The following is a 20504-nucleotide window of genomic DNA, read 5'->3' on the forward strand; positions in this document are numbered from 1 at the left end:
GGGGAAGAGAGTGATTTCGTAAGTAAACGCATTCAATGTTAAGTAATATAACAAGTCCATACCATGAGGGCTTTGAACGAGGTGTTTTTATGCAGCAATGGCTTGGGAAATCGCTAAAGCATAAATTGTCGTTACTTATTATTATCGCTACGCTGGTGCCGCTGCTGTTTCTCGGTATTTTCTCTTTTAACATAGCCAAGAGTCTGACGGAGGAGAAGGCCAAGATTACAGGAATGAATACGCTTCGGCAGCTGGAAGCTTACCTGGATACGATGGTCAAAGACGTGGAGAACATCTCGCTGTTTCTCATCGGGCATACCGGTGTTCAAGCCTATCTGAAGACCGAGCAAAGCAACTATGTCCAGCAGACGACGGTTATTAATTTTTTGACGAATCTGGCCTTTTCCAAAGATTATATCGCCAACATCATTGTCGAACCGCTCGGCAGCAAAGATGCGATCTCGCACAAATCCTTGGTACGCTCCGAGTTCCGGAATATTACCGAAGTGGTCCCCGGTTATTACGAGCATCATCCCAAATGGTGGTCCTTTGTGCATCGGCAGTGGACTTTTGAAGGCGTTAGGAAAGTCATTACGTTGGCCAGACCGATCCGGAGCACGGATAAATATAAGCCGATCGGGAATCTGCAGATCAACCTGGATCAGGGCGTCATTGCTAACCAATTCCGGCAGGCCGTCCTGGAGAAGACCGGGTTTGTCCTTCTTCTTGATGAGAATAACCGGATTATCGCCGGTCCGCCGGATATGGAGACCAATCTTACACTTGCAGACTATTATCCTTCGATTGGAGAGTTTGAGGGGCTCAGCGGAAATATAGACTATGGCGAGGGGAGCAACAAGAAGACCATTCTCTATAAGAAAATGTCCAGCGTGAACTGGAAACTGGTCGGCATCATACCCTCACAGGAATACCGTTCCCAGAACCAATACTTCATCAAATTGACGGCGGTTGCCGTCACCGTGGCTATACTGCTTGCCATTATACTGGTTCTTTTCCTTATCCAGAAAATTACGAATCCGCTGTCCGTGCTAACGAAGTTTCTCAAGAATTCAAGCCCGGAAGAGCCGCTGCCTGCGCTCCCGGTTAAGACGGTCGATGAGGTCGGGCAGCTCATTATCAGTTACAACCGGCTCAGCTCCCGGATTGTGAAGCTTACCGACGAAGTGAAGCTGAACGAGTCGTTGAAGAAAGAGGCGGATATGCATGCGCTGCAGGTGCAGATTAATCCGCATTTCCTCTACAATACGCTGTCATCCATCCATTGGCTGGCACTGATGAACCAGGATGTGAAAATCGCCGAGATGGTGGGATCGCTCAGCGATTTCCTGAGGTTCAGTCTCAATAACGGGCAGGAATATTGCACGATTCAGCAGGAAATTATGCATGTCCGTCATTACGTGAATATCCAAACCATCCGCTATCCGGAAAAGTTCAAGTTTGAGGTTCATGTGGAGGAAGAGCTGTATCAGCACACCATGTTAAAGCTGCTGCTGCAGCCGTTGGTTGAAAACTCCATGCTGCACGGTATTTTGAGCCGCGACGGGATGGGGACGATTACGATTCGCGGGTACCGCGAGCCTGAAGGGATCCGCTTCGTGGTGGAGGATGATGGCATCGGAATGACGACGGATCGCCTGAAATGGCTTCAGGATCAGCTGGTTGAGAATCCGCTGCAGTACGAGAAGGGGCAGACCCCGCGCGGAAGCTACGGGCTGCGCAATGTCCATAAACGGCTTCTCCTTCATTACGGCAAGGACGCGGGCTTGCGTGTGGAGAGTACGGAAGGAGTCGGAACACGTGTCATGTTTACGATACCTGATTTACCTGAAATTCAACAATCTGAATTATCCAATAAAGGGGATGGCGACATTGAAGGTACTGATCGTTGATGATGAAGTGATCATTCGAAATGGTCTGAGTACAGTGATCAATTGGGCCGATAACGGCTTTACGGTGCTGACGCCCGCGGCTTCAGCGGAGGAAGCCCTTCAGCGTATTCCTGTTGAAATGCCCGAAATTATTTTTACCGATATTCGCATGACAGGCTTGAGCGGACTGGATATGGCACATGAAGTCAAGCAGCAGTATCCCGAGATCGAAATCATTGTTATATCGGGATATGATGAATTTTCATATGCGCAGCAGGCGATGCGGGAAGGCGTAAGTGACTATTTGCTGAAGACGAGCAGACCCGGGGAAATTATTGAGGCTGCTGTCCAAGCCAGGGAACGGCTGTTACAGCGAAGGCTTACACAAGCGAAGGGAAGGGCGCAGGAGTTGGTAGTCAGCCGGGGTTTCCTGAGAAGGCTGCTTGCTTCCGGCACTCCGCTGGACGAGCATGCCGAGGCCGAATTGTGTGAGCGATACCCGGAGCTGCGTTTGGAATCGAACGGCTCGGTGCTGCAGATCTGGATGCTGTCGGTATATCCGCTGCATCCAGAAGAAGAGGAACAATCGAACGTTAGCGAGCTGCATCGATTAATCGGCACGGAGTTGGCCGAAGTGCTGCAATGTGCGTGGCTGGAATGGAACGGCTCCCTGCTTCTGTTGGTGCGGGCAGAGCCGAGTAATGGCTGGGGGCGGGTAGATTCCGCTCTGCGGAAAATGGAATCCATGCACGCCTGCCGCATCAAGGCTGCCAGCGGCCGACGGGTCGCAAACGCCAGGGAGCTGCACATTGCGCTGGCTACCGCGGTAGAGGCCAGCTCCTACGAGTGGCTGCTGCAATCGGAACGGCATATCCGCTATGAAGATATCGAAGGACGTACAGGCATCCGCACGGTCTGTTCGATGGAAGAAGAAACCAAGCTGTCATCCCTGCTGCGTTCGGGAGAATCCGCCGACTTGCAGGCATGGGTGACGGATTTGCTGCGGCGCATCCAAAGTCAGGACCAGGCAACGCCCGGCTCGGTTCAGGCTTACCTACATTCCCTGATCGTCTCGGCACAGCGCTGGCTTATACGGGCTGCAACGTCTATCGGCTATACCAGTCCGGTGAAAGTGGAAGAGACGTACGATATCCGCGAGTTGACCAAGGATCCGGAGAAGGTGCTGGTCGATTCGCTCGGGCTCATCATGAAGGAGTACCGTGATATGGTGTCGACGACAAGTCCCGTCCAGCGAGCGATCTCCTTCATTCATGAGCATCTGGGACAGAGCTTGTCTCTCCAACAAGTGGCCAAGCATGTTCATATGAACCCCAACTATTTCAGCGAGATGTTCAAGAAGGAAACCGGGCAGAATTATATCGAATTCGTGACCCAGGCGAAACTGCGAAAAGCGATGCACCTGCTGCGGGAAACGCCAGCCAAAATCAGTGAAATCGCGAATGAAATCGGCTATGAGGATATTAAGTATTTTAACCGCCTGTTCAAGAAATGGACAGGACAAACCCCGTCGGAGTATCGGGCAAATCCTGAATTTTGTCCCTCTATCGACTGAATTATATCCCCTATGTAAGCGTTATATCCTTTTATATACTTGGACTAATCATCTTAAGACGCTTCATCATTTTCGTATATTAAAAAGGGGGATTGACCATGAGACCAAAACGTAAAATAGGTCTTGTTCTGCTGATGATGTCACTGGTCCTTGCAGCTTGCGGAGGCGGGCAAAGCAAAGAGCAGGCGGGAGGAAATGAGAGTAATCAAGAGAAGGTCAAGCTGACAATCTGGCATAACTTTGCCGGTGATGACCTGCGTGCAAAATCAGTCCGAAGCTTTATCGATCAGTTTGCTCAGGACCATCCTGAAGTTACGCTCGATGCACAAGCGATTCCACCGGACGGTTACCGTCAACGTCTGAGTACGGTTGCGGCTGCGAATGAAATGCCGGATGTATTCTTCGTATATGCAGGAAGTCAGTCAGCTGAACTTCATCAGGCGAAACTGCTTCAGCCGATTACAGAGGTGCTCGATGCGCATTCGGATTGGAAGGATAAATTCCTGCCGGGAGCGTTTGATCCATACGAGTTCGAGGACGGCCAGATCTACTCTGCTCCACTAGGCATGTCCGCAACTTCGATTCTCTACTACAACAAAGCATTGTTTGACAAACATAACGTAAAAGTTCCAACGACTTGGGAAGAAATGATGGCGGCGGTTAAAACATTCAATGATAACGGCATTACGCCGATCGCACTCGGAAACAAAGCGCCATGGGTTGCGCAATCCACCATTATCGGATCGATTGCCGACCGTGTGACAGGCACCGAATGGTTCAAGAAAGCGGCAGCACAGGATGGCGCGAAATTTACCGATCCTGAGTTTATCGAAGCGCTTGGATATTTCAAAGAGCTGGTAGATAACAAAGCCTTCCAGGAAGGCGCGAACAGCATCGACAACACGCAAGCCGAGCAGTATTTCATCCAAGGAAATGCAGCGATGATGATCAGCGGTGCATGGACACTCACGAACCTGGCGGCTTCTTCTTCGGAGGAGCAAATGAAGGATATTGAAGTGACGACATTGCCTTCGATCCCGGGCGGTAAAGGTGAGGCTAACACCATCTCCGGCGGAGCTGGCGGCGGTCTGGCCCTTAGCAGCAGAACGGAAGGGAAAGCGAAAGAATTGGCGCTGGAACTGATTTATGCGGTCAGCGGACCAGAAGCGCAAAAAGCGATTGCCGAGAGCAACTCCATGGTAATGTACGATACCGAAATCGATCAGGCCAAAGTTACTTCCTTGTACTACAAAGCCTTTAACCTGGTGAAATCCACAAGCATTACGCCGGTATACGATGCTTATCTGTCTGCAGAAGCGGCTGAAGTCATCAACAACGGTCTGCAGGAAATTATGATGGGCGGCCCCGTCGAAGGTGTGGCCCAGAAGCTACAGGATGCGCAAGCCAGATCCGCTACTCCATAAGAAACCGTTCATCACTGCACAAGGATTAGGAGGGAGGAGGCTGCCATGCCTACAGCGATGAGAAGCAAAGGATTTATAGCCATAGCTCTTCTTCCTGCGCTTCTGTTGTTTCTGATATTTGTCATTATTCCGGTCTTCTGGTCAGCTTACTACGGATTTTTCAGTTGGAAAGGGTTCGGAGACGCCACATTTATCGGTCTTGATAATTATAAAGAGATGTTCAAGGATCCGATCTTCTGGCGGGCGCTTCGAAACAACCTGATTCTGGTCGTATCATCCATTATCGGTCAGGTTCCAATCGCGTTGATTCTGGCTATTGTATTGTTCAAGAATTCGTTCTTCTCCAGGTTCATTCGGTCTGCCGTATTCATGCCGATGGTTCTCTCCACGGTTGTTGTCGGTCTCATCTGGGGTTATATTTATCATCCTCAGTTCGGAATCGCCAACTATGTGCTGGAAATGCTCGGTCTGGAGTCATGGACCCGTGCCTGGCTGTCCGATCCAAAAGTCAACATGCTGGCGATATCAATCCCGATTAACTGGGCGAACATCGGCCCTTATCTGGTCATCTTTATCGCAGCACTGCAAAATATTTCACCGGAGATCCATGATGCGGCCAAAATCGATGGGTCCACCGGCTGGAACAAGCTGATGCAAATCACGCTGCCGATGATCTGGAGCACGGTTGTCGTAACCATTGTGCTATGCATCTCGGGAAGCCTGAAAGCTTTTGACCATGTCATCGTCATGACGGGTGGCGGACCGGCGCAATCGACCGAGCTGCTAGCCACTTATATGTACAACAGCACGTTCAGCGTGTACCGTTACGGTTACGGCTCCGCCGTCTCCACGATGATTATGATTGTCAGCGCCATTCTTATCGCGCTTAACTATTTCGCAACGCGCAGAAAGTCAAGTTAACATGAAGGAGGGAGCGATGTGAATTTACAGACGACCGGGACCGGAAACGCCTCAGGGAAACGCGTCATCACGAAGGGGTTAACCGGGTTCGTAAAATTGCTGCTGATTGTGTATGCGATTCTTACGCTCTATCCCTTGTACTGGCTTTTTACGAGCGCGTTTAAATCGAATCAGGATTTCTTCACCAACCCTTACGGCTTGCCGAAGGAGTGGATGACCGAGAATTTATTCCGGGCATGGGAGCTTGGAAATATGGGCAGAGCGATGCTGAATTCAACGGTTGTGACGATTACAGCTGTCGTTCTGACCATCCTGCTCAGTGTACTTGCGGCATATGTATTGTCCAGATTCGAGTTTCGGTTCAAAAAGCTGGTGGTCGTGTTGTTTACGACCGGGCTGCTGATTCCGATTCACAGTACGCTGGTGCCCCTATTTATTATGATGAAAAATATCGGCCTGCTCGACACGTACGGTGCGCTCATTCTGCCTTATACGGCATTTGAGCTGCCAATCGCGATCTTCTTGGCGATGGCTTACATGTCATCCATTCCAAGAGAGATTGAAGAAGCGGCCATGATTGATGGCAGCGGCTGGTGGGGAATCTTCGGCAGAATGATTCTTCCGCTCTGTACGCCGATCGTGGCAACGATATCGATTCTGGCATTCCTTCGATTCTGGAATGACTTCTCCTTCGCACTCGTATTTATCAATACGCAAGCGCTGAAGACGCTGCCGCTAAGTCTGTCCTTGTTCTCGGACGGCTTCGGCACGGATTACAGCTTGACGATGGGAGCGATGGCGATCGCAGTCATTCCAACGATTGTGGCCTACCTGATCTTGCAGGAGCAGATCATGAAGGGTATGGTGGCAGGGTCCATCAAAGGTTAAATCTTTGGTCTTAAGGAAATTCAATATTCTTAAAAGAAAGGCCTCTTCCGGTTCAAAGGAAGGGGTTTTTCGTATTATTAGGTCAACTAGGATTATTAGGTTGGTCTAATTCCGTAGTGCGGTTTGTTTAAGTACTGAAGTTGGCAAAGTTTTCGCTTCTCCCTCGAAAATATTCATGCACGATTTTCGGCTACGCTATGCCGGCATATCCAATATAATAGGAAGACAAGGACAAAGAGAGCATGAGATGATGGCTTGCAAGCGATAGCCACAGTGTACGTATATGAGATCGAGGGAGGAACCACAAGTGATATCGGCTGCGAATCAACAGGAGTATTATCAGGCATTAGTGGAAAAGAAATCGGAGTACGAGGGCGTTTTTTATGTGGGCGTGAAGACCACGGGGGTGTTCTGCCGCCCGACATGTCCGGCCCGAAAACCAAAAATGGAAAATTGCGAATTTTACGAGACGGCTCAAGAAGCGCTGCTTGCTTCCTTCAGGCCCTGTAAACGATGCCGTCCGCTATCACACCCCAATCAGGTGTCCGACCTGGTCCGGCTGCTCGTTGAGGCGGTGGAAGAAAATCCGGAGAAAAGGTGGACCAACCAGGATTTTCAGAAGCTGTCCGTGGATGCTTCGACGGCGAGACGCCAATTCAAGAAGCGGTTCGGGATGACCTTCGTCGAATATGCACGGGCACGGCGGATGGGACTTGCCCTGAAGCAAATCCGGGAGGGGCATGCCGTCATCGATGCGCAGCTGTCGACCGGCTACGAGTCCAGCAGTGGCTTTAGGGATGCTTTTTCGCGCATTATGGGCGCAGCGCCTACTCGATCGGGGAATAACAAGATCTTAAAAGCATCGTGGCTCGACACGCGCCTTGGACCGATGATGGCCATCGCGGATGAGGAGGCGCTGTATTTGCTCGAATTCGTGGACCGCCGGGGCCTGGAGCGTGAGGTTGAACGCCTTAGGCTGAGAACCAAGTCGGCGATCATTCCGGGTTACACTTCTCCTATCCGTTCGATTGAGCAAGAATTGGGTGCGTATTTTGACGGGGAATTAACGGAATTTAAAACCCCCTTGTTTCTGTTAGGATCGGCATTTCAAAAAGAGGTCTGGGACCAATTATTACGGATTCCACCTGGTCAAACGTCTTCGTATGGCGAGATCGCCGCGACGATGGGAAGACCTACCGCTTACCGCGCCGTCGCCCAAGCGAATGGGGCAAACCAGCTCGCGATTGTCATTCCATGCCATCGGGTGATCAATACGAGCGGCGAATTGGGCGGATATGGCGGAGGATTGTCGCGCAAGCAGTGGCTGCTGCATCATGAGAAATCGATGAGTGCTGCAACCATACATGAATAGCTGTCTTCCAATACGAGCAAGGAAAGAAATTAGAGTTCTGGAAAATATATCGAGTTATGAATACGCAAAGCAGCCAAGCTCCTGCCTTTAAGGTGAACTGTGACCCCAATTGTGGAGGATTTATAAAAAACAGCCTGAACTTAACTAGCAAGCAGATGGCCTCTGAATTCGTCAGGGGTCATCTTTTTTAATGTCCATTGGTATCGCTCAGCATTGTAGTAACTTATGTAATCAGCAACACGCGTCCTGACTTCATGAATGGATTCACAATCCGTAAAATCAACCTCATCTTTCATATGACCGAAGAATGATTCCATGGGGGCGTTATCCCAGCAGTTCCCACGGCGTGACATGGATTGCTTCATGCCGTTCCTGGCAATGAACAACTGTGTTTTAGGGTGGAGTGCAATATGGCTTCTGGATGCATGTTACCATCTAGTCGCGCTAGTAGACGTTGAAGTGTCCGTTCGACTAGTGAGAGTTCAAGCGTGGCCCCAACGCACTCGGCGAGGATTTGCCTAGTAGCTCCATCCTTGATGCAGGAAAGATAGGCCCATTGTCCGTTTCCATATCGCAGATAGGTAATATCAGTTAGAAACACTTTCTCAGGCTCTCCTTGGTCAAACTGCCGCTGAAGCAGATTCGGACAGGTCTTGTGTTCATGTGTAGCTTTTGCCATCCTACGGTATGGATTCGCTTGACGGATCGTTGCGACCAAGCCAGCTTTGCGCATAAGACGGCGGATCTTCTTGTGATTCATGACAACACCACTTATTTGCTCAAGTCGCATCTTAATCACGAGTGCGCCTGCCTTACCATTAAGGGCCTCAAAGTGCTGCTTGATGAGGAGAATGTCCTGCTCGTCCGCTGCCATACGAACCTGACGCTTCTCCTCGGCTGCAATCCATCTGTAATAACCGCTTGGACTTACAGTGACGAGCCTACACAAATAACGAGTCATACGCTTCATTCCATATGCACGAATCGTGCGATAAATGAGCTCGTAACGCTCGGAGGGCTTTAGTGTTTCTTCTGCCTTTCGAGCGCTTCGAGCTTTTTTAGCAAGTCCACCTGCGCTTCAAGCAATTTAATCTTAGCTTTTGCTCGTTTTAATTCGTCCTCCGCCGATAGCTCGCCAAGTGGTTTTCGCCCTACACTTCCCTTACCTCGTCGTTCTATGGCAAGTCCTTCTTCACCGTACAAGTCGAAGGTGTCACGCCAACGCTTCAGGCTATGTTTGGGCTTCTTATGACCAATGTCGTCTAGGTCGAACCCAGCCCGAATGAAGATTTCTGAAGGTGTTTGCCCCTCCTTGTAGGCTCGCAGCGCCGCACGTTTGAACTCAGATGTATACGTAATGGCAGATTCAGTTACGTGCTGCACATTGGGGTTTCTCTCCAATTTTCTCATCTGCTCTATTGTAAAAACTGCTCGTTTCAATTTTCCCATCTTCATCTCGCCCCTCATCTTATACCTTGATTAAAACACAAGTGACCCACAAGAGGGTCACTTTTTTAAAGTGTCCTTCTTATGGGTCACAGTTCAAAGGATGAGCATGGGCTGCTTTTTTATTACCTCATTATATAGAAGAAAAAATTCAGCGGGGGCCTTTTGCTTGTTCCGGCCTGGCTGGTACCGTTGCCGTTGCCCGGAACTTGACCGGGGACACGCCGTAGTTGGCCCGGAATACCCGGTGAAAATAGGAATAGCTAGCAAAGCCGCAGGTTTCCGCGATTTCCTCCAGCGTCATGGTGCTGTATTTCATGCGCTCGACGGCTGCATTCAACCTAATCTCCAGGGCGTACTGGATCATGGTTTTCCCATAATACTCCTTAAACAGTTTAACGGCACGGGATAAACTGAGTCCCACATGGGAAGCAGCCTCCTCCAGCTTGAAGGTGATGGTGGCATGTTCCTCTACGAATCGCTTCAGCCGCAGGGCGGTAAAGGCAAGACGATCGGTCGGCTTGATCTCGGTAATGGCCCGGTCCAGGCAGAGGCAGAGACTCCGCAGCAGGTAGTCGGTCAGCTCCCCGATTTCCCCCTCAAGTCCGCGCCGCTTCTCCAGCAGCATCTGTCTCCACAGGCCCAGCAAATGATCGTCGAGCCCGACATGGCTGACGACAGGGCGGGGGATGCGGTTCCACCAATCATCAATCCAGGAGCCATCGCAAAATATAAAATAATCCCCGCTGGACACGCGGCCATCCTCGCCGTCTTCCTTCACCCGCAGCTCGTATTCATCGCCGGGCTTCAGCAGCAGCAGGTCGCCTGCCTGCACGTGGTGCTCGATGCCGTTGCAGTAGATTTCGCAGGAGCCTTCGGTTTGGAGACGGAACAGATAGGTCGTCAAGCCACCCCGATGGCTGTTGCTGAACTGCTGAAAGTGATAGGAATAGTCGCAGATGAGCAACCTTGCTTCCATCATGGTAACAACCCCCAGTAAAAATATAAGCAGATAGTTCATGTTGCAGCAATATTGTTTATGTTCATTTTAGCCTATTTGCATGTATGATAGTAGCAGATAGAGCAGTAACTCATTTTTGGAATCGAGGTGCGCTATAATGAGAAGAATGAACATTGGTTTGCAAATGTATACGCTGCGCGATGAGACAGCACAGGATTTCCGCGGTACGCTTCGCAAAGTGGCTGAATTAGGTTATGAAGGGGTGGAATTCGCAGGGTATGGAGACATTCCAGCCGAGGAAATGAAAACGCTTCTTCAAGAACTTGGCCTGAAAGCGATCGGCAGTCACGTAGGCCTGCACCTTCTTCGTGCAGATCTGCAGAAGGAAATTGATTACCTGAAAACCATTGGCGCTAAATATATGATGTGTCCATATGTGGCCGAAGAAGATCGTAAAGATGCCGAGGATTGGAAGAACCTCTTCTCCTTCCTGGAGGAAGTAGGGGCCGAAGCCCGCAAGCAGGGACTGATCTTTGGATACCATAACCATGCATTCGAATTCGAAACCGAGGTCGATGGCCAGTTTGTCTTTGATGCGATGTATTCCGCAACGACGCCGGAAGCTGTGCAAGTGGAGATGGACGTATGCTGGGTACAATTCGCCGGACAAGATCCGCTCACCTACATTCCGAAATACGCTGGACGTCTTCCGCTGCTTCACCTGAAAGACTTCAGCAAGGATGCGGAAGGCAACATGAAAACGCTGGAGCTGAGCCAAGGGTCGGTTAACCTGCCGGGCGTCATTCAGGCTGCATCCGATGCAGGCACGGAATGGCTGATCGTCGAGCAGGACGTATGTCAGAATCCGCCGCTGCAAAGTGTGGAGAACAGTATGAACTGGCTGAAGCAGAACTATCTGAACCAATTTTAATCTAGGAGCACAAAGGAGACTTTCAATGAGTAAAATTAAAGTGGCTGTGTTTGGCTGCGGCGCAATCGCCCAGCGCAGACATATTCCTGAATACGCGAACAATGCTAACGTGGAGCTGGTTGCTTTTGCCGATCCGGTAAAGGAACGCGCCGAAGAAATGGCAGCCCAATATGGCGGTAAAGCTTATACAGACTATCAAGAACTGCTGAAGAACGAGAAGCTCGATGCTGTTAGCGTATGTACGCCGAACTATCTGCATGCCCCAATGAGCATCGCGGCTGCGAATGCCGGTCTTCATGTGCTGGTGGAGAAGCCGATGGCAACAACGGCTGAAGAAGGAGAGCAAATGATCGAGGCAGCCCGCAAAAATGGGGTTTACCTGATGGTAGGCCACAACCAGCGTCTCATGCCTCCGCACGTGAAAGCGAAGGAAATCCTGGATTCCGGCAAGCTCGGCAAGGTGCTTACCTTCCGTACTTCCTTCGGCCACGGCGGTCCGGAGAGCTGGAGCCTCGATGGTCGCGACAGCTGGTTCTTCCGCAAAGAAGAAGCGATTATGGGCGCTATGGGTGACCTCGGCGTGCATAAATCCGACTTTATCCGTTATTTGCTGAACGATGAAATCGCGGAAGTGGCGGGTTTCATCGGAACGGTTCATAAAGACGGAACCGATGTGGACGACAACGCGACTTGCATCGTTCGCATGAAGAGCGGGGCCGTAGGCACACTGATGGCGAGCTGGACGCATTACAGAGCCGGCGATAACGGAACGGTATTATGGTGCGAGAAGGGCGCCATGATGATCGGTACCGTTAACGGTGATGAAGTGGTTGTTGAGCTGACCGACGGTACGGTGGAAACCTACAAGGTCGGCGCCATGGCAACCAATGAGAAGCAGGTTCCGAGCGGCGTCATCGACGCTTTTGTCGAATCCATTCTTACGAATACGCCTCCAAGCATTTCCGGTGAGGAAGGACTGCGTTCCTTGAACGTGATCCTGGGTGCATTCGAATCCCAAGAGACCGGTAAAATTGTGAAGCTGTAATATGATATTCAGGGAGAGCCGTCTGCGGACGGCTCTTTTTCTGTTGTGTGTGGAGCACCCTTGTACAGCTTAAAAACGAACCAGATTGTTGATTCGGACAGGCATGCCGGTTGCGATGGCGCGGTTGGCTGCAATTCCTGTCAGTATGGATCTCGCTCCATCGATATGGTTGGCCGCACGGGCGTACGGATCTTCCACGGGCTCTCCGAACAAATCATTCAGAAGAACCGGGTCGCCTCCACCATGCCCGCCTTTTTTCTCTTCGACATGAACCTCATAAGGGGCATCCAACATTGGAAGCACCCGCAGCGTTTTTCCGATTAACGCGCCTTCCTGATTCTTGTCGCCCAGCGAATTCACGTAGGATTGTTCAACAATGTTCATCTCGATCCGGCCTTTGGTGCCGTTAATTGCGATGCGATAGCCTTCCCACGGCTGATAGGCCACCAGTGAATACGTTAAAATGGCTTTGTTCTGATACCGCACGAGAACGCCCATCGTATCTTCAATATTAATGCCGTCGCCGAAAACGCTCTGGTCCCGCTGATAGCCATCTTCCGGCTCAGCATCCAGATACATGGCTTTGAGATGCGCATCGGAATCCAGATGGAGCGCGAAAGGATCCTCCTTCGCAACCTGGTTGCCGGTGGCACGATTGTAAAATTGCGTTACGCCCCGTGTTTCGGCATTCTCTCTACCATAGTACATGAGATCTCCAAATGCGAAAACGGTTTCAGGATGCGAGCCGATCCAGAAATTGACTAAGTCGAAGTGATGGGTGGATTTATGGACGAGCAGTCCGCCGCTGTTCCGCTTGTCCCGGTGCCAACGCCGGAAGTAATCCGCTCCGTGGCGGGTATTCAGCAGCCATTCGAAGTGAACCGAGGTCACCTGGCCGATGGTATCATTCATGATTAGCTCCCGTACCTTGGTATGATGGGGAGCGTAACGGTAGTTAAAGGTGACCCTGATATTTTGTCCGGTCCGCTTGACGGCATCCAGGATGGCTTGGCATTTCTCCTCGTCGATCGTTATTGGCTTCTCGGTCACGACATCGCATCCAAGCTCCATCGCGCGGATAATGTACTTGTGATGGGTCCGGTCGATGCTCGTGACAATGACGAAGTCGGGCTTCTCGTTCTCGATCATCTGGTCGAATTGGTCCGCGGTGTATGTAGGCACCTCGGCGTATTTATATTTTTCCCGCAGCAGCTGATTCGCGTAATTCATGCGAGTCTGGTTGATATCGCAAAAGGCAGCAAGCTCGGATCTGTCACGGAAATTCTGGGCCAGAGCGCCATAAAAAAATTCGGCTCGGCCGCCGGTTCCGACCAATACATAGCGTTTCTTGTCACTCATCTCTATCGCCTCCCTGAATATAGCTATAGCCTATAACAAGGAAGCACTTCTTTCGCCGCATTTTATGCGCAATCGCTTTCAAATACCGCTTATTTTGCTATAATCCAAGCAAAGGGGGCAGCGACATGACGAAGCCGTTTCGAGCGGACTACCACGATCCCAGCGGATATTTGGACATTGAATATGACCGCCGCATTGGATATTTCTCCATGACGGTTGACCATCTTCATGATCATTACGAGTTGTACTACCTGTTATCGGGTGAGCGCATATACTTCATTAAGGATCGTTCCTACCGGATCAGAGCCGGGGATCTCGTTTTCGTGGACCGGAATGCCGTTCATAAGACGCTAGACAGCGGCCGGCCCGATCATGACCGGGTTGTCCTTTATATAAGTCCGGAGTTATTTGCGGAATTGACCGTATCACCCGACCTGGCCGAAGGACTGAAGGAGCCGTTCGGCTGGGATGTTCCGATTCTAAGGCTTCCTTCACCGGGATGTGAAGTCATGGAGCGAATGGTCGGTGAAATGGTGGAGGAGATGGTCCGTCCCCAGGCGGGAAGCAGCTGGCTGCTGCGGCACCGGACGGTTGAATTGCTGCTCTTCGCCTACCGTAACCGGCATCTGGGAACGGTTCGCTCCGCCGATACCGAGCCGGTTCTTCATCCGAAGACCCAGGCGGTCGTCCGGTATCTTAACGACAACTACCAGAAGGCCTTAACGCTGCCCGAGATAGCGGAGGCGTTCCGAATCAGTCCGCACTATCTCAGCCGGCTGTTCAAACAGACAACGGGGTTTACCTTTAGCGATTATCTTAATCTGCTTCGGGTCAAGGAAGCGCAGCGGCTGTTGCGGGAGAGTGATGATCCCATCACGGATATCGCCATGCGCTCGGGATTCAGTAACTTCTCCCACTTTGGTAAGATGTTCAAGCGGGCGGTTCAGATGTCGCCGAGGCAATATCGGCAGCAGTATCGAATGCGAAGTTAGAGGGATATGGCTATGTCTTCTTTCTGGCTCACTAGAAAAAGCTGAATTGAAATAGATAGTCTCTATTTTACTACAGCGAGGAGCTAGCCCTGATTTTGTGTATGACTCAGATTTTCTGCGCTTCCTGCCGAATGAGGCCGCGCAGCGTGCGTATTGCATCAATGAAAAAGATTATGCGCGTGCCGTCGCGCCTATTCGAGAGTCTGTTATTTTTGGGCCCCTTTCGGGTACGGGAGCATGACAACCAATCAACTCTATGCGAGAAGGGGTAATAGAGGCTGTAGCCCTAGTCCCTAATAGAGGCACCACATTCATCGAATTGGATCAGCCCGTGACTGTGGTGCTTTTTGGTGTGCATATGGTATCTTGGAATTGAACGGAAAACGCCATGTTTAATAGATTCGTTGAGAGGATCGACAGTCAAAATGAAAACAAAAATACAAGAGTTGCCGCTGTCGCCGGGCGTATATCTCATGAGAGATTCGCGGGGAACGGTCATTTACGTTGGCAAATCCAAAAGTCTCAAGAAGAGAGTGCAGTCGTATTTTTACAACAATAAATCGCACTCCCCAAAAGTGAAGAAGCTGGTTCAGCATATCAAAGACCTGGAGCATATCGTCACCGACACGGAGTTTGAGGCGTTCATGCTGGAATGCAGGCTCATTCAGGACTTAAAGCCGATGTATAACCGCAAGATGAAAAATCCGCTAGGTTATAGTTATATCGTATTGCGGCAAAAGCGAGATTGGCGATGGCTGGAAATTACAGATACACTGGATGAAGGTGGTCACGACTGCTCTCGTTTTTTCGGCCCCTATACAGCCAGCAGACATAGTCTTGAACATGCAGTGCAAAAGGTTAAGGAATGCTGTAAAATCGCCTGTAATCATACACCTGCCGCTTCTTCGGCAAATACTCCCTGCTTAAATTATTCGATTGGCCTCTGTCTTGGTAAGTGTCTTGGCGGCGAAACCGGGCGGCAATTTGATGAAATCATGGATCGATTCATTGCTCTGCTTCAGGGGGACGACCGAAGTTTATATGATGAAATGGAGCGCAACATGCTCGACGCCGCAGAGCGTTTCGATTTTGAGCAGGCTGCAAAATACAGGGACGGCATGGAGGCGGTGAACTTTCTCTTAAGTAAACGGCATGTGATCGAGTTCGCTGAAGAGAATCACAGCATCGTTGTCTACGAGTATCTAGACGAAGATACGATCAAGTTATTTCTGATTAAGGGGAACGTTGTGCTGCACAGCGAGCGATGCTCTGTGGCTACCACAGTGGACATGGAATCGTTGAGGCAGAGGGTCAAAGCCTTGATTCTCAGCTATTTCACGAGGGATATGGAATGCGATGCTACCGAGGTTACCCGGGAAGATATCGATGCTGCACAAATCATCTACAGCTATTTGCAGAGCAGTGCCTGCAGCTATCTTGTTCTTCAGGATTCATGGATCGAAGAGGGTGGGGAGCCTGATATGGAGGCTGCACTGCGGAATTTTTTGAATAACTATGTTGTGTCATCTTAATGATCATGAACCGGGTTGCTACAGCCCGGTTTTTTATTATCAATAAATTTCCAACCTTCTAAACTCAAGATGAGTTGGATCTCATTTCAAAAAGACGTTCCCGAATGATCAAGGGACGTCTTTTTGTGTCTCGTTTATCTGTGAATTCCAGACGGAGGAATTGCAAGCACAGCATCATCGCATTCAAGAACTGCCGCAGTCGATCGTATCGGAATAAATCGCCAAAGTCATAGACCGATCCGACATGAAATCGATTGCCTTCCATCTATTGCCAAAATGATATTATATTATTACACTCGCGTTAGAGAATTGATGTAATCCCTGTTTTTTACGAGAGCTGATTTCTCAATTAAATCAAACTCTTTTAAAAAAAATCCGAAGTTTTGTTCAATTCATGAGTGCCGCAGGCATCTTCTTCTATAGGACCATAAATAACCGATCAAGAGAGGAGGAAGGGGAGATTTATGCTGGAAATCACGGCAGATGGGACGACCATCGAGACGATGGAGGACCGTTTCTTAACAGAGCGGGCGAAGGCAGGAGATACGGAAGCCTTCGGGGAGCTTGTTCGCCGTCATCGAACCTCGGCTCGTTCCTGGGCGCGTTCCATGACCCGGGATACCCACATGGCAGAGGATATCGTGCAGGATTCGTTAATCAAGGCGTTCCTGCATGTCGGACAACTGATCGATTCTTCCAGATTCATGGGCTGGCTGCAGGCCATTGTCCGCAGGCAGGCGCAGATGAAGCTGCGACGCGGCGGTCCTTATCGAATCGAACAGCCCTTCACCAGCCTGAAGCCATCCCGAACGATGGATTCCGCCAATATCGATTGGGGCGATGTGGATCATATTTTGCAATTTCTGTCTGTGAAGCTAACGCACAAACAGAATGAGTTGAATCCGGAGACGTTGTACTTACGCAAGGAAACGATTGAAATGATCCAGTCCTTCCTGCACGGCTTAAGCCGCAAGGAACGCGGCATTTTTGAAGCTTATTTTTTTAAACAATGGTCTCCTGATGAGATCGCCGCGATGTTCCAGACGACAACCCAGTCGGTCTATACCTACATCTATAGGGCCAAACGCAAGGTGCGTGAGGAGCATTCCCGCATGCTGATCCCTGCTTCTTCAGGGAAACCGGATCAGGAGAAGAATGGAGGAAACAGCTGGGTGAAAAAGTTGCCATTGCCTAGAACTAGAACGAGGGAAACGGCGTCTTCCCTTATCGATACCGTCTCCATGACGTCTCCATGATGCTGGACATGATGAATCATACATATAGTGTGAGCGAGCTGATGGGACGCTCCGGTTATGCGTTCCGCTTGCGAATCTCCGGGTTGTCCACCTATGCTGACGGTGCGTTTGTATTCGATTGGCAGGAGGTATTAAGGCAGCTGTTTGATGGGATGGGATATGAAACTGCATTTGTGATCGGTCAGCTTCCGGATGAAGGTATTGTTCCACTGGTACCCGTAGCCTCCGCCTTTCCTTTTGCGAAGTCAAGGAGTCCTGAGGTCATGAACTTTGTCAGGGAATACTTGATTGCGGGAACGCCGGTGATGTTTTTTGATACCTACGTTCAGAAGCCCTTCACGTTTGAATGGAGCTTGATTTACGGTTACGATGACGGTCGGCAGGAGCTTTATGTGACGGACCCGTCGGCTCCTTACATGAAAACCATAACGTACGAAGAGCTGACAACAAGTAGCTTGCGTTTTTTGTGCGGAATTAAAAAGAGACCCGAACAGGTGAATGGTACGAGGCGGGTTGCATTGCCTTCTATGGAGGAGCAGCTAAGCCGTATCGCCAGAGTCGCCGTAGAGGGTGACGGTTATTCGCCGCGCACCCCATTTCCTCATTATGTGCAGGGTTTGGCGGCTTATGATGCCTGGAGAAATCACCTGAAGCAGGGTGAAGCGCATATCAATCTGCATGGGATGAGCTATTTGATTCGCGTGTATGGGGATGCCCGGAGGCATGCCGTGACGTATCTTCGCGATCTCAAGGACCGATGGAGTGCGCAAAGGGGCTGCCATGAAACGGCTGATAGCGGAGCAGTCCATGATTCGCCGACATTGCCTGTGTATCAGATAGATGAAGCCTATGATCATCTCATAACATGTTATGAAGAATCCGCAAGGATGTGGACGGAGTTGGAAGCGCTTTTCCCATTTCCTTGCGGCACCGGCCGTTCAGATCCGGAAGCGATCGTGGCGGCAAGCGATCTTTTGAAACGGGCTCATGAACAGGAAAGGGAAGCCATGCGAAGTTTGCAATTCGTGATTGATAATATAAGGAGGGATCATAAATGACAGCACCAACTGAGCTTCGCCTCATCACAGAAGCGAACGGACATGATCTTAAATATGTGCAAACGGTGATTCAATCATTCGAAGTTTTCAGGCCAGACGTCAAAGTGGTGCTGGTCCAGGCGGAGGACAGCTATGGTGTGATGGAACAATTCCATCACGAAGGGGCTGATCTGCTGCATATCCGTGAGGGTGGTTATTCTACTCAGTTACGTAAAGGTGTTGTTCAAGATTTGCTGCCTTATCTGAGGAATGATCCGGTGCTGAAGATGGATGATTTTTATCAGGGAGCATTGACGCAGCCGATGTGGGAGGGCCAGCTAGCTGTGCTGCCGGTTGTGGATGTCGCAGTACCCCAAATTTTTTATAACAAAAAATGGTTTGCCGAAGCGAATGTACCCTTTCCTACGAATGAATGGACAGAGGATCAATTTCTTGATGCTGCGGTCCGCTTGACGCGGCACGGAGAGAACGGGGATGAATCAGGGTATGGTTTTTACATTTATCCGGATGTAGAATTTTTGGAGCCGTTTCTTATGCGCAAGGGAGGGCGGCATTTGTCGGAGGACGGTTCTGTGGGCAGGGGCTATACGGATAGCGAGATTGCGCATGCAGCGTATCAATGGATTGTAGATCTTTACCGCAAGCATCGAGTGGCTCCTATGCCGGGCGTCCAAGTGGACAACATATTCCGTTCGAATCGGTTTGCCATGATCTATGACTTTAGCTGGCATAACGGGATTGCCTACGATCCCGAGTTAAGTGAAACCTATGGTGTGGTAGGATTGCCTCATGCACAGGGCGGCAGGGATATTTATACGATGTACTCGACAGGCTACGGCATTCCTGTCACGTCCAAGCATTCGGAGCTGGCATGGGAATTGCTGAAAGAATTAGCGCTACCTTCTTCGGAGGAAGCGAGGCGTGCTTATTGGGGTGTGCCCATCACAAAAACATTGGCTAAGGAGCTTGGACGTACCGGTAACCCATGGTGGGGGCCGGCGTTGTACGCTATCGACCGAATCGAGAAGAATGCTTATCTCTCCAATCAGGTATGGAATCTGTCCAGGCAGCAAATGAATCAGGATATTGAGCGGATGATCAAGGGAGAAGCCGGCGTTGAGGAGACGTTATCCCGCTGGGCGGAGATTGTATCGTAGGAAATCTATCAGTTTCTGGAATTGGTTTTTATCACATAAGCCTCTATCCAACACGGATAGAGGCTTTGGTTTACTTATTTATTTTCAAAAGAGAGTCCTGGGAACACAGTATAATTATCGACATCAAAGAGCTTGGCTCTCTTCATCGATTTAATTTTGCCTTGAGCATTTAGCCGTTATTGAAAAATCGGCCCATCGGCATCTCCCTCGTAAAGGTGATCCCTCCATACTTATATTTCACTTCAATCTGAATGATGGGCTCATCGTTATAAAGACGGATGCCATAATTAAGCGGAATGCGCGAACCTTGACCGAGCGCGGCTCTCTTCTCGTCTGGCACGAGCTCGGGCTTTAACGGCATCTCTCGAATATCGACGAATTCGATATCGGGATCTTCATCAAGGCCTTCGCCGCCCACAAGATGAAGGGAATAACTGACGCCCAGCTCGGCTTTGGCAGGCTTCATGCCATCATTCACCCGCACGTCCAGCAGCTCCACATCGGCGAATCCTTCATTAATCACCTCGAAGATCACGGTATTTTCATCCGCGAAGGATGTGAATCCACCCACCTTGATGGGCGTGGGACGAAGGAACAGCAGGAATAGGAGGATAGCTGAGAGGAGTAACCCCGGGCCCATATATAAGAGCCTGCGGAGAGGTTTGGATTTTGGTTTCATGGTAGAGCAATCTTCCTTCTC

At 50.2% G+C, this 20504-nt stretch carries 16 protein-coding genes and 1 pseudogene; 13 read left to right on the forward strand and 4 right to left on the reverse strand.

The window, feature by feature from the left end; translation table 11 throughout:
* The first annotated feature begins 89 nt into the window (after positions 1–89).
* From NYE54_RS02560 to NYE54_RS02585, 6 genes are all read left to right on the forward strand, one after another.
* On the forward strand, positions 90–1910 hold the full coding sequence (locus NYE54_RS02560; RefSeq protein WP_339269800.1) for a sensor histidine kinase: 1821 nt from the start codon (positions 90–92) through the stop codon (positions 1908–1910).
* Positions 1882–3462, forward strand: a complete 1581-nt coding sequence (locus NYE54_RS02565; protein WP_339273369.1) for a helix-turn-helix domain-containing protein — start codon at positions 1882–1884, stop codon at positions 3460–3462. The genes NYE54_RS02560 and NYE54_RS02565 overlap by 29 nt, the downstream gene beginning before the upstream one ends.
* Before the next feature lie 98 nt (positions 3463–3560).
* Positions 3561–4886, forward strand: a complete 1326-nt coding sequence (locus tag NYE54_RS02570; RefSeq protein WP_339269802.1) for an extracellular solute-binding protein — start codon at positions 3561–3563, stop codon at positions 4884–4886.
* 45 nt (positions 4887–4931) lie between these two features.
* Positions 4932–5807: a sugar ABC transporter permease gene (locus tag NYE54_RS02575; protein WP_076322415.1), complete on the forward strand. Its 876-nt coding sequence runs from the start codon at positions 4932–4934 to the stop codon at positions 5805–5807.
* A gap of 18 nt (positions 5808–5825) precedes the next feature.
* Positions 5826–6695: a carbohydrate ABC transporter permease gene (locus NYE54_RS02580; protein ID WP_339269804.1), complete on the forward strand. Its 870-nt coding sequence runs from the start codon at positions 5826–5828 to the stop codon at positions 6693–6695.
* Between the two features lie 307 nt (positions 6696–7002).
* The gene (locus tag NYE54_RS02585) at positions 7003–8067 is read left to right on the forward strand and encodes a trifunctional transcriptional activator/DNA repair protein Ada/methylated-DNA--[protein]-cysteine S-methyltransferase (RefSeq protein WP_339269806.1); all 1065 of its coding nucleotides are present in this window, start codon (positions 7003–7005) and stop codon (positions 8065–8067) included.
* A 140-nt stretch (positions 8068–8207) separates the two neighbouring features.
* Here the strand turns inward: NYE54_RS02585 and NYE54_RS02590 are convergent.
* Positions 8208–9516: pseudogene (locus tag NYE54_RS02590) on the reverse strand (IS3 family transposase).
* 148 nt (positions 9517–9664) lie between these two features.
* Positions 9665–10492: an AraC family transcriptional regulator gene (locus tag NYE54_RS02595; protein WP_339273371.1), complete on the reverse strand. Its 828-nt coding sequence runs from the start codon at positions 10490–10492 to the stop codon at positions 9665–9667.
* A 139-nt stretch (positions 10493–10631) separates the two neighbouring features.
* Here NYE54_RS02595 and NYE54_RS02600 point away from each other — a divergent pair, with 139 nt between their 5' ends.
* Positions 10632–11405 (forward strand): sugar phosphate isomerase/epimerase, encoded by a 774-nt coding sequence (locus NYE54_RS02600; RefSeq protein WP_339269808.1) that lies wholly within the window; start codon positions 10632–10634, stop codon positions 11403–11405.
* A 25-nt stretch (positions 11406–11430) separates the two neighbouring features.
* A complete protein-coding gene (locus NYE54_RS02605) occupies positions 11431–12450 on the forward strand; it encodes a Gfo/Idh/MocA family oxidoreductase (RefSeq protein ID WP_339269810.1) in 1020 nt (339 codons plus the stop codon).
* 69 nt (positions 12451–12519) lie between these two features.
* Here NYE54_RS02605 and NYE54_RS02610 read toward each other — a convergent pair whose 3' ends face one another.
* Positions 12520–13809 (reverse strand): Gfo/Idh/MocA family oxidoreductase, encoded by a 1290-nt coding sequence (locus NYE54_RS02610; RefSeq protein WP_339269812.1) that lies wholly within the window; start codon positions 13807–13809, stop codon positions 12520–12522.
* 125 nt (positions 13810–13934) lie between these two features.
* Between NYE54_RS02610 and NYE54_RS02615 the strand changes: the two genes are divergently transcribed.
* The 5 genes from NYE54_RS02615 (at position 13935) to NYE54_RS02635 (ending at position 19804) form a co-directional block, all read left to right on the forward strand.
* Positions 13935–14801 (forward strand): AraC family transcriptional regulator, encoded by an 867-nt coding sequence (locus NYE54_RS02615; RefSeq protein ID WP_339269814.1) that lies wholly within the window; start codon positions 13935–13937, stop codon positions 14799–14801.
* Between the two features lie 425 nt (positions 14802–15226).
* Entirely contained in the window at positions 15227–16333 is a 1107-nt protein-coding gene (locus tag NYE54_RS02620) for a GIY-YIG nuclease family protein (RefSeq protein WP_339269815.1), read from the forward strand.
* Between the two features lie 464 nt (positions 16334–16797).
* Positions 16798–17589, forward strand: coding sequence for a sigma-70 family RNA polymerase sigma factor (locus NYE54_RS02625; RefSeq protein ID WP_339269816.1), 792 nt, complete (start codon positions 16798–16800; stop codon positions 17587–17589).
* Between the two features lie 8 nt (positions 17590–17597).
* The gene (locus tag NYE54_RS02630; protein ID WP_339269818.1) at positions 17598–18647 is read left to right on the forward strand and encodes a hypothetical protein; all 1050 of its coding nucleotides are present in this window, start codon (positions 17598–17600) and stop codon (positions 18645–18647) included.
* Entirely contained in the window at positions 18644–19804 is a 1161-nt protein-coding gene (locus tag NYE54_RS02635; protein WP_339269820.1) for an extracellular solute-binding protein, read from the forward strand. Before NYE54_RS02630 ends, NYE54_RS02635 begins: the two co-directional genes overlap by 4 nt.
* Before the next feature lie 169 nt (positions 19805–19973).
* On the opposite strand, the gene NYE54_RS02640 is transcribed toward NYE54_RS02635, so the two are convergent.
* Positions 19974–20483 carry a hypothetical protein gene (locus NYE54_RS02640; RefSeq protein WP_339269822.1) on the reverse strand — a complete coding sequence of 170 codons (510 nt, stop codon included), beginning with the start codon at positions 20481–20483 and terminating at the stop codon, positions 19974–19976.
* Positions 20484–20504 lie beyond the last annotated feature (21 nt).

This window comes from Paenibacillus sp. FSL K6-1330, from assembly GCF_037976825.1.
GTDB lineage: Bacteria > Bacillota > Bacilli > Paenibacillales > Paenibacillaceae > Paenibacillus_AQ.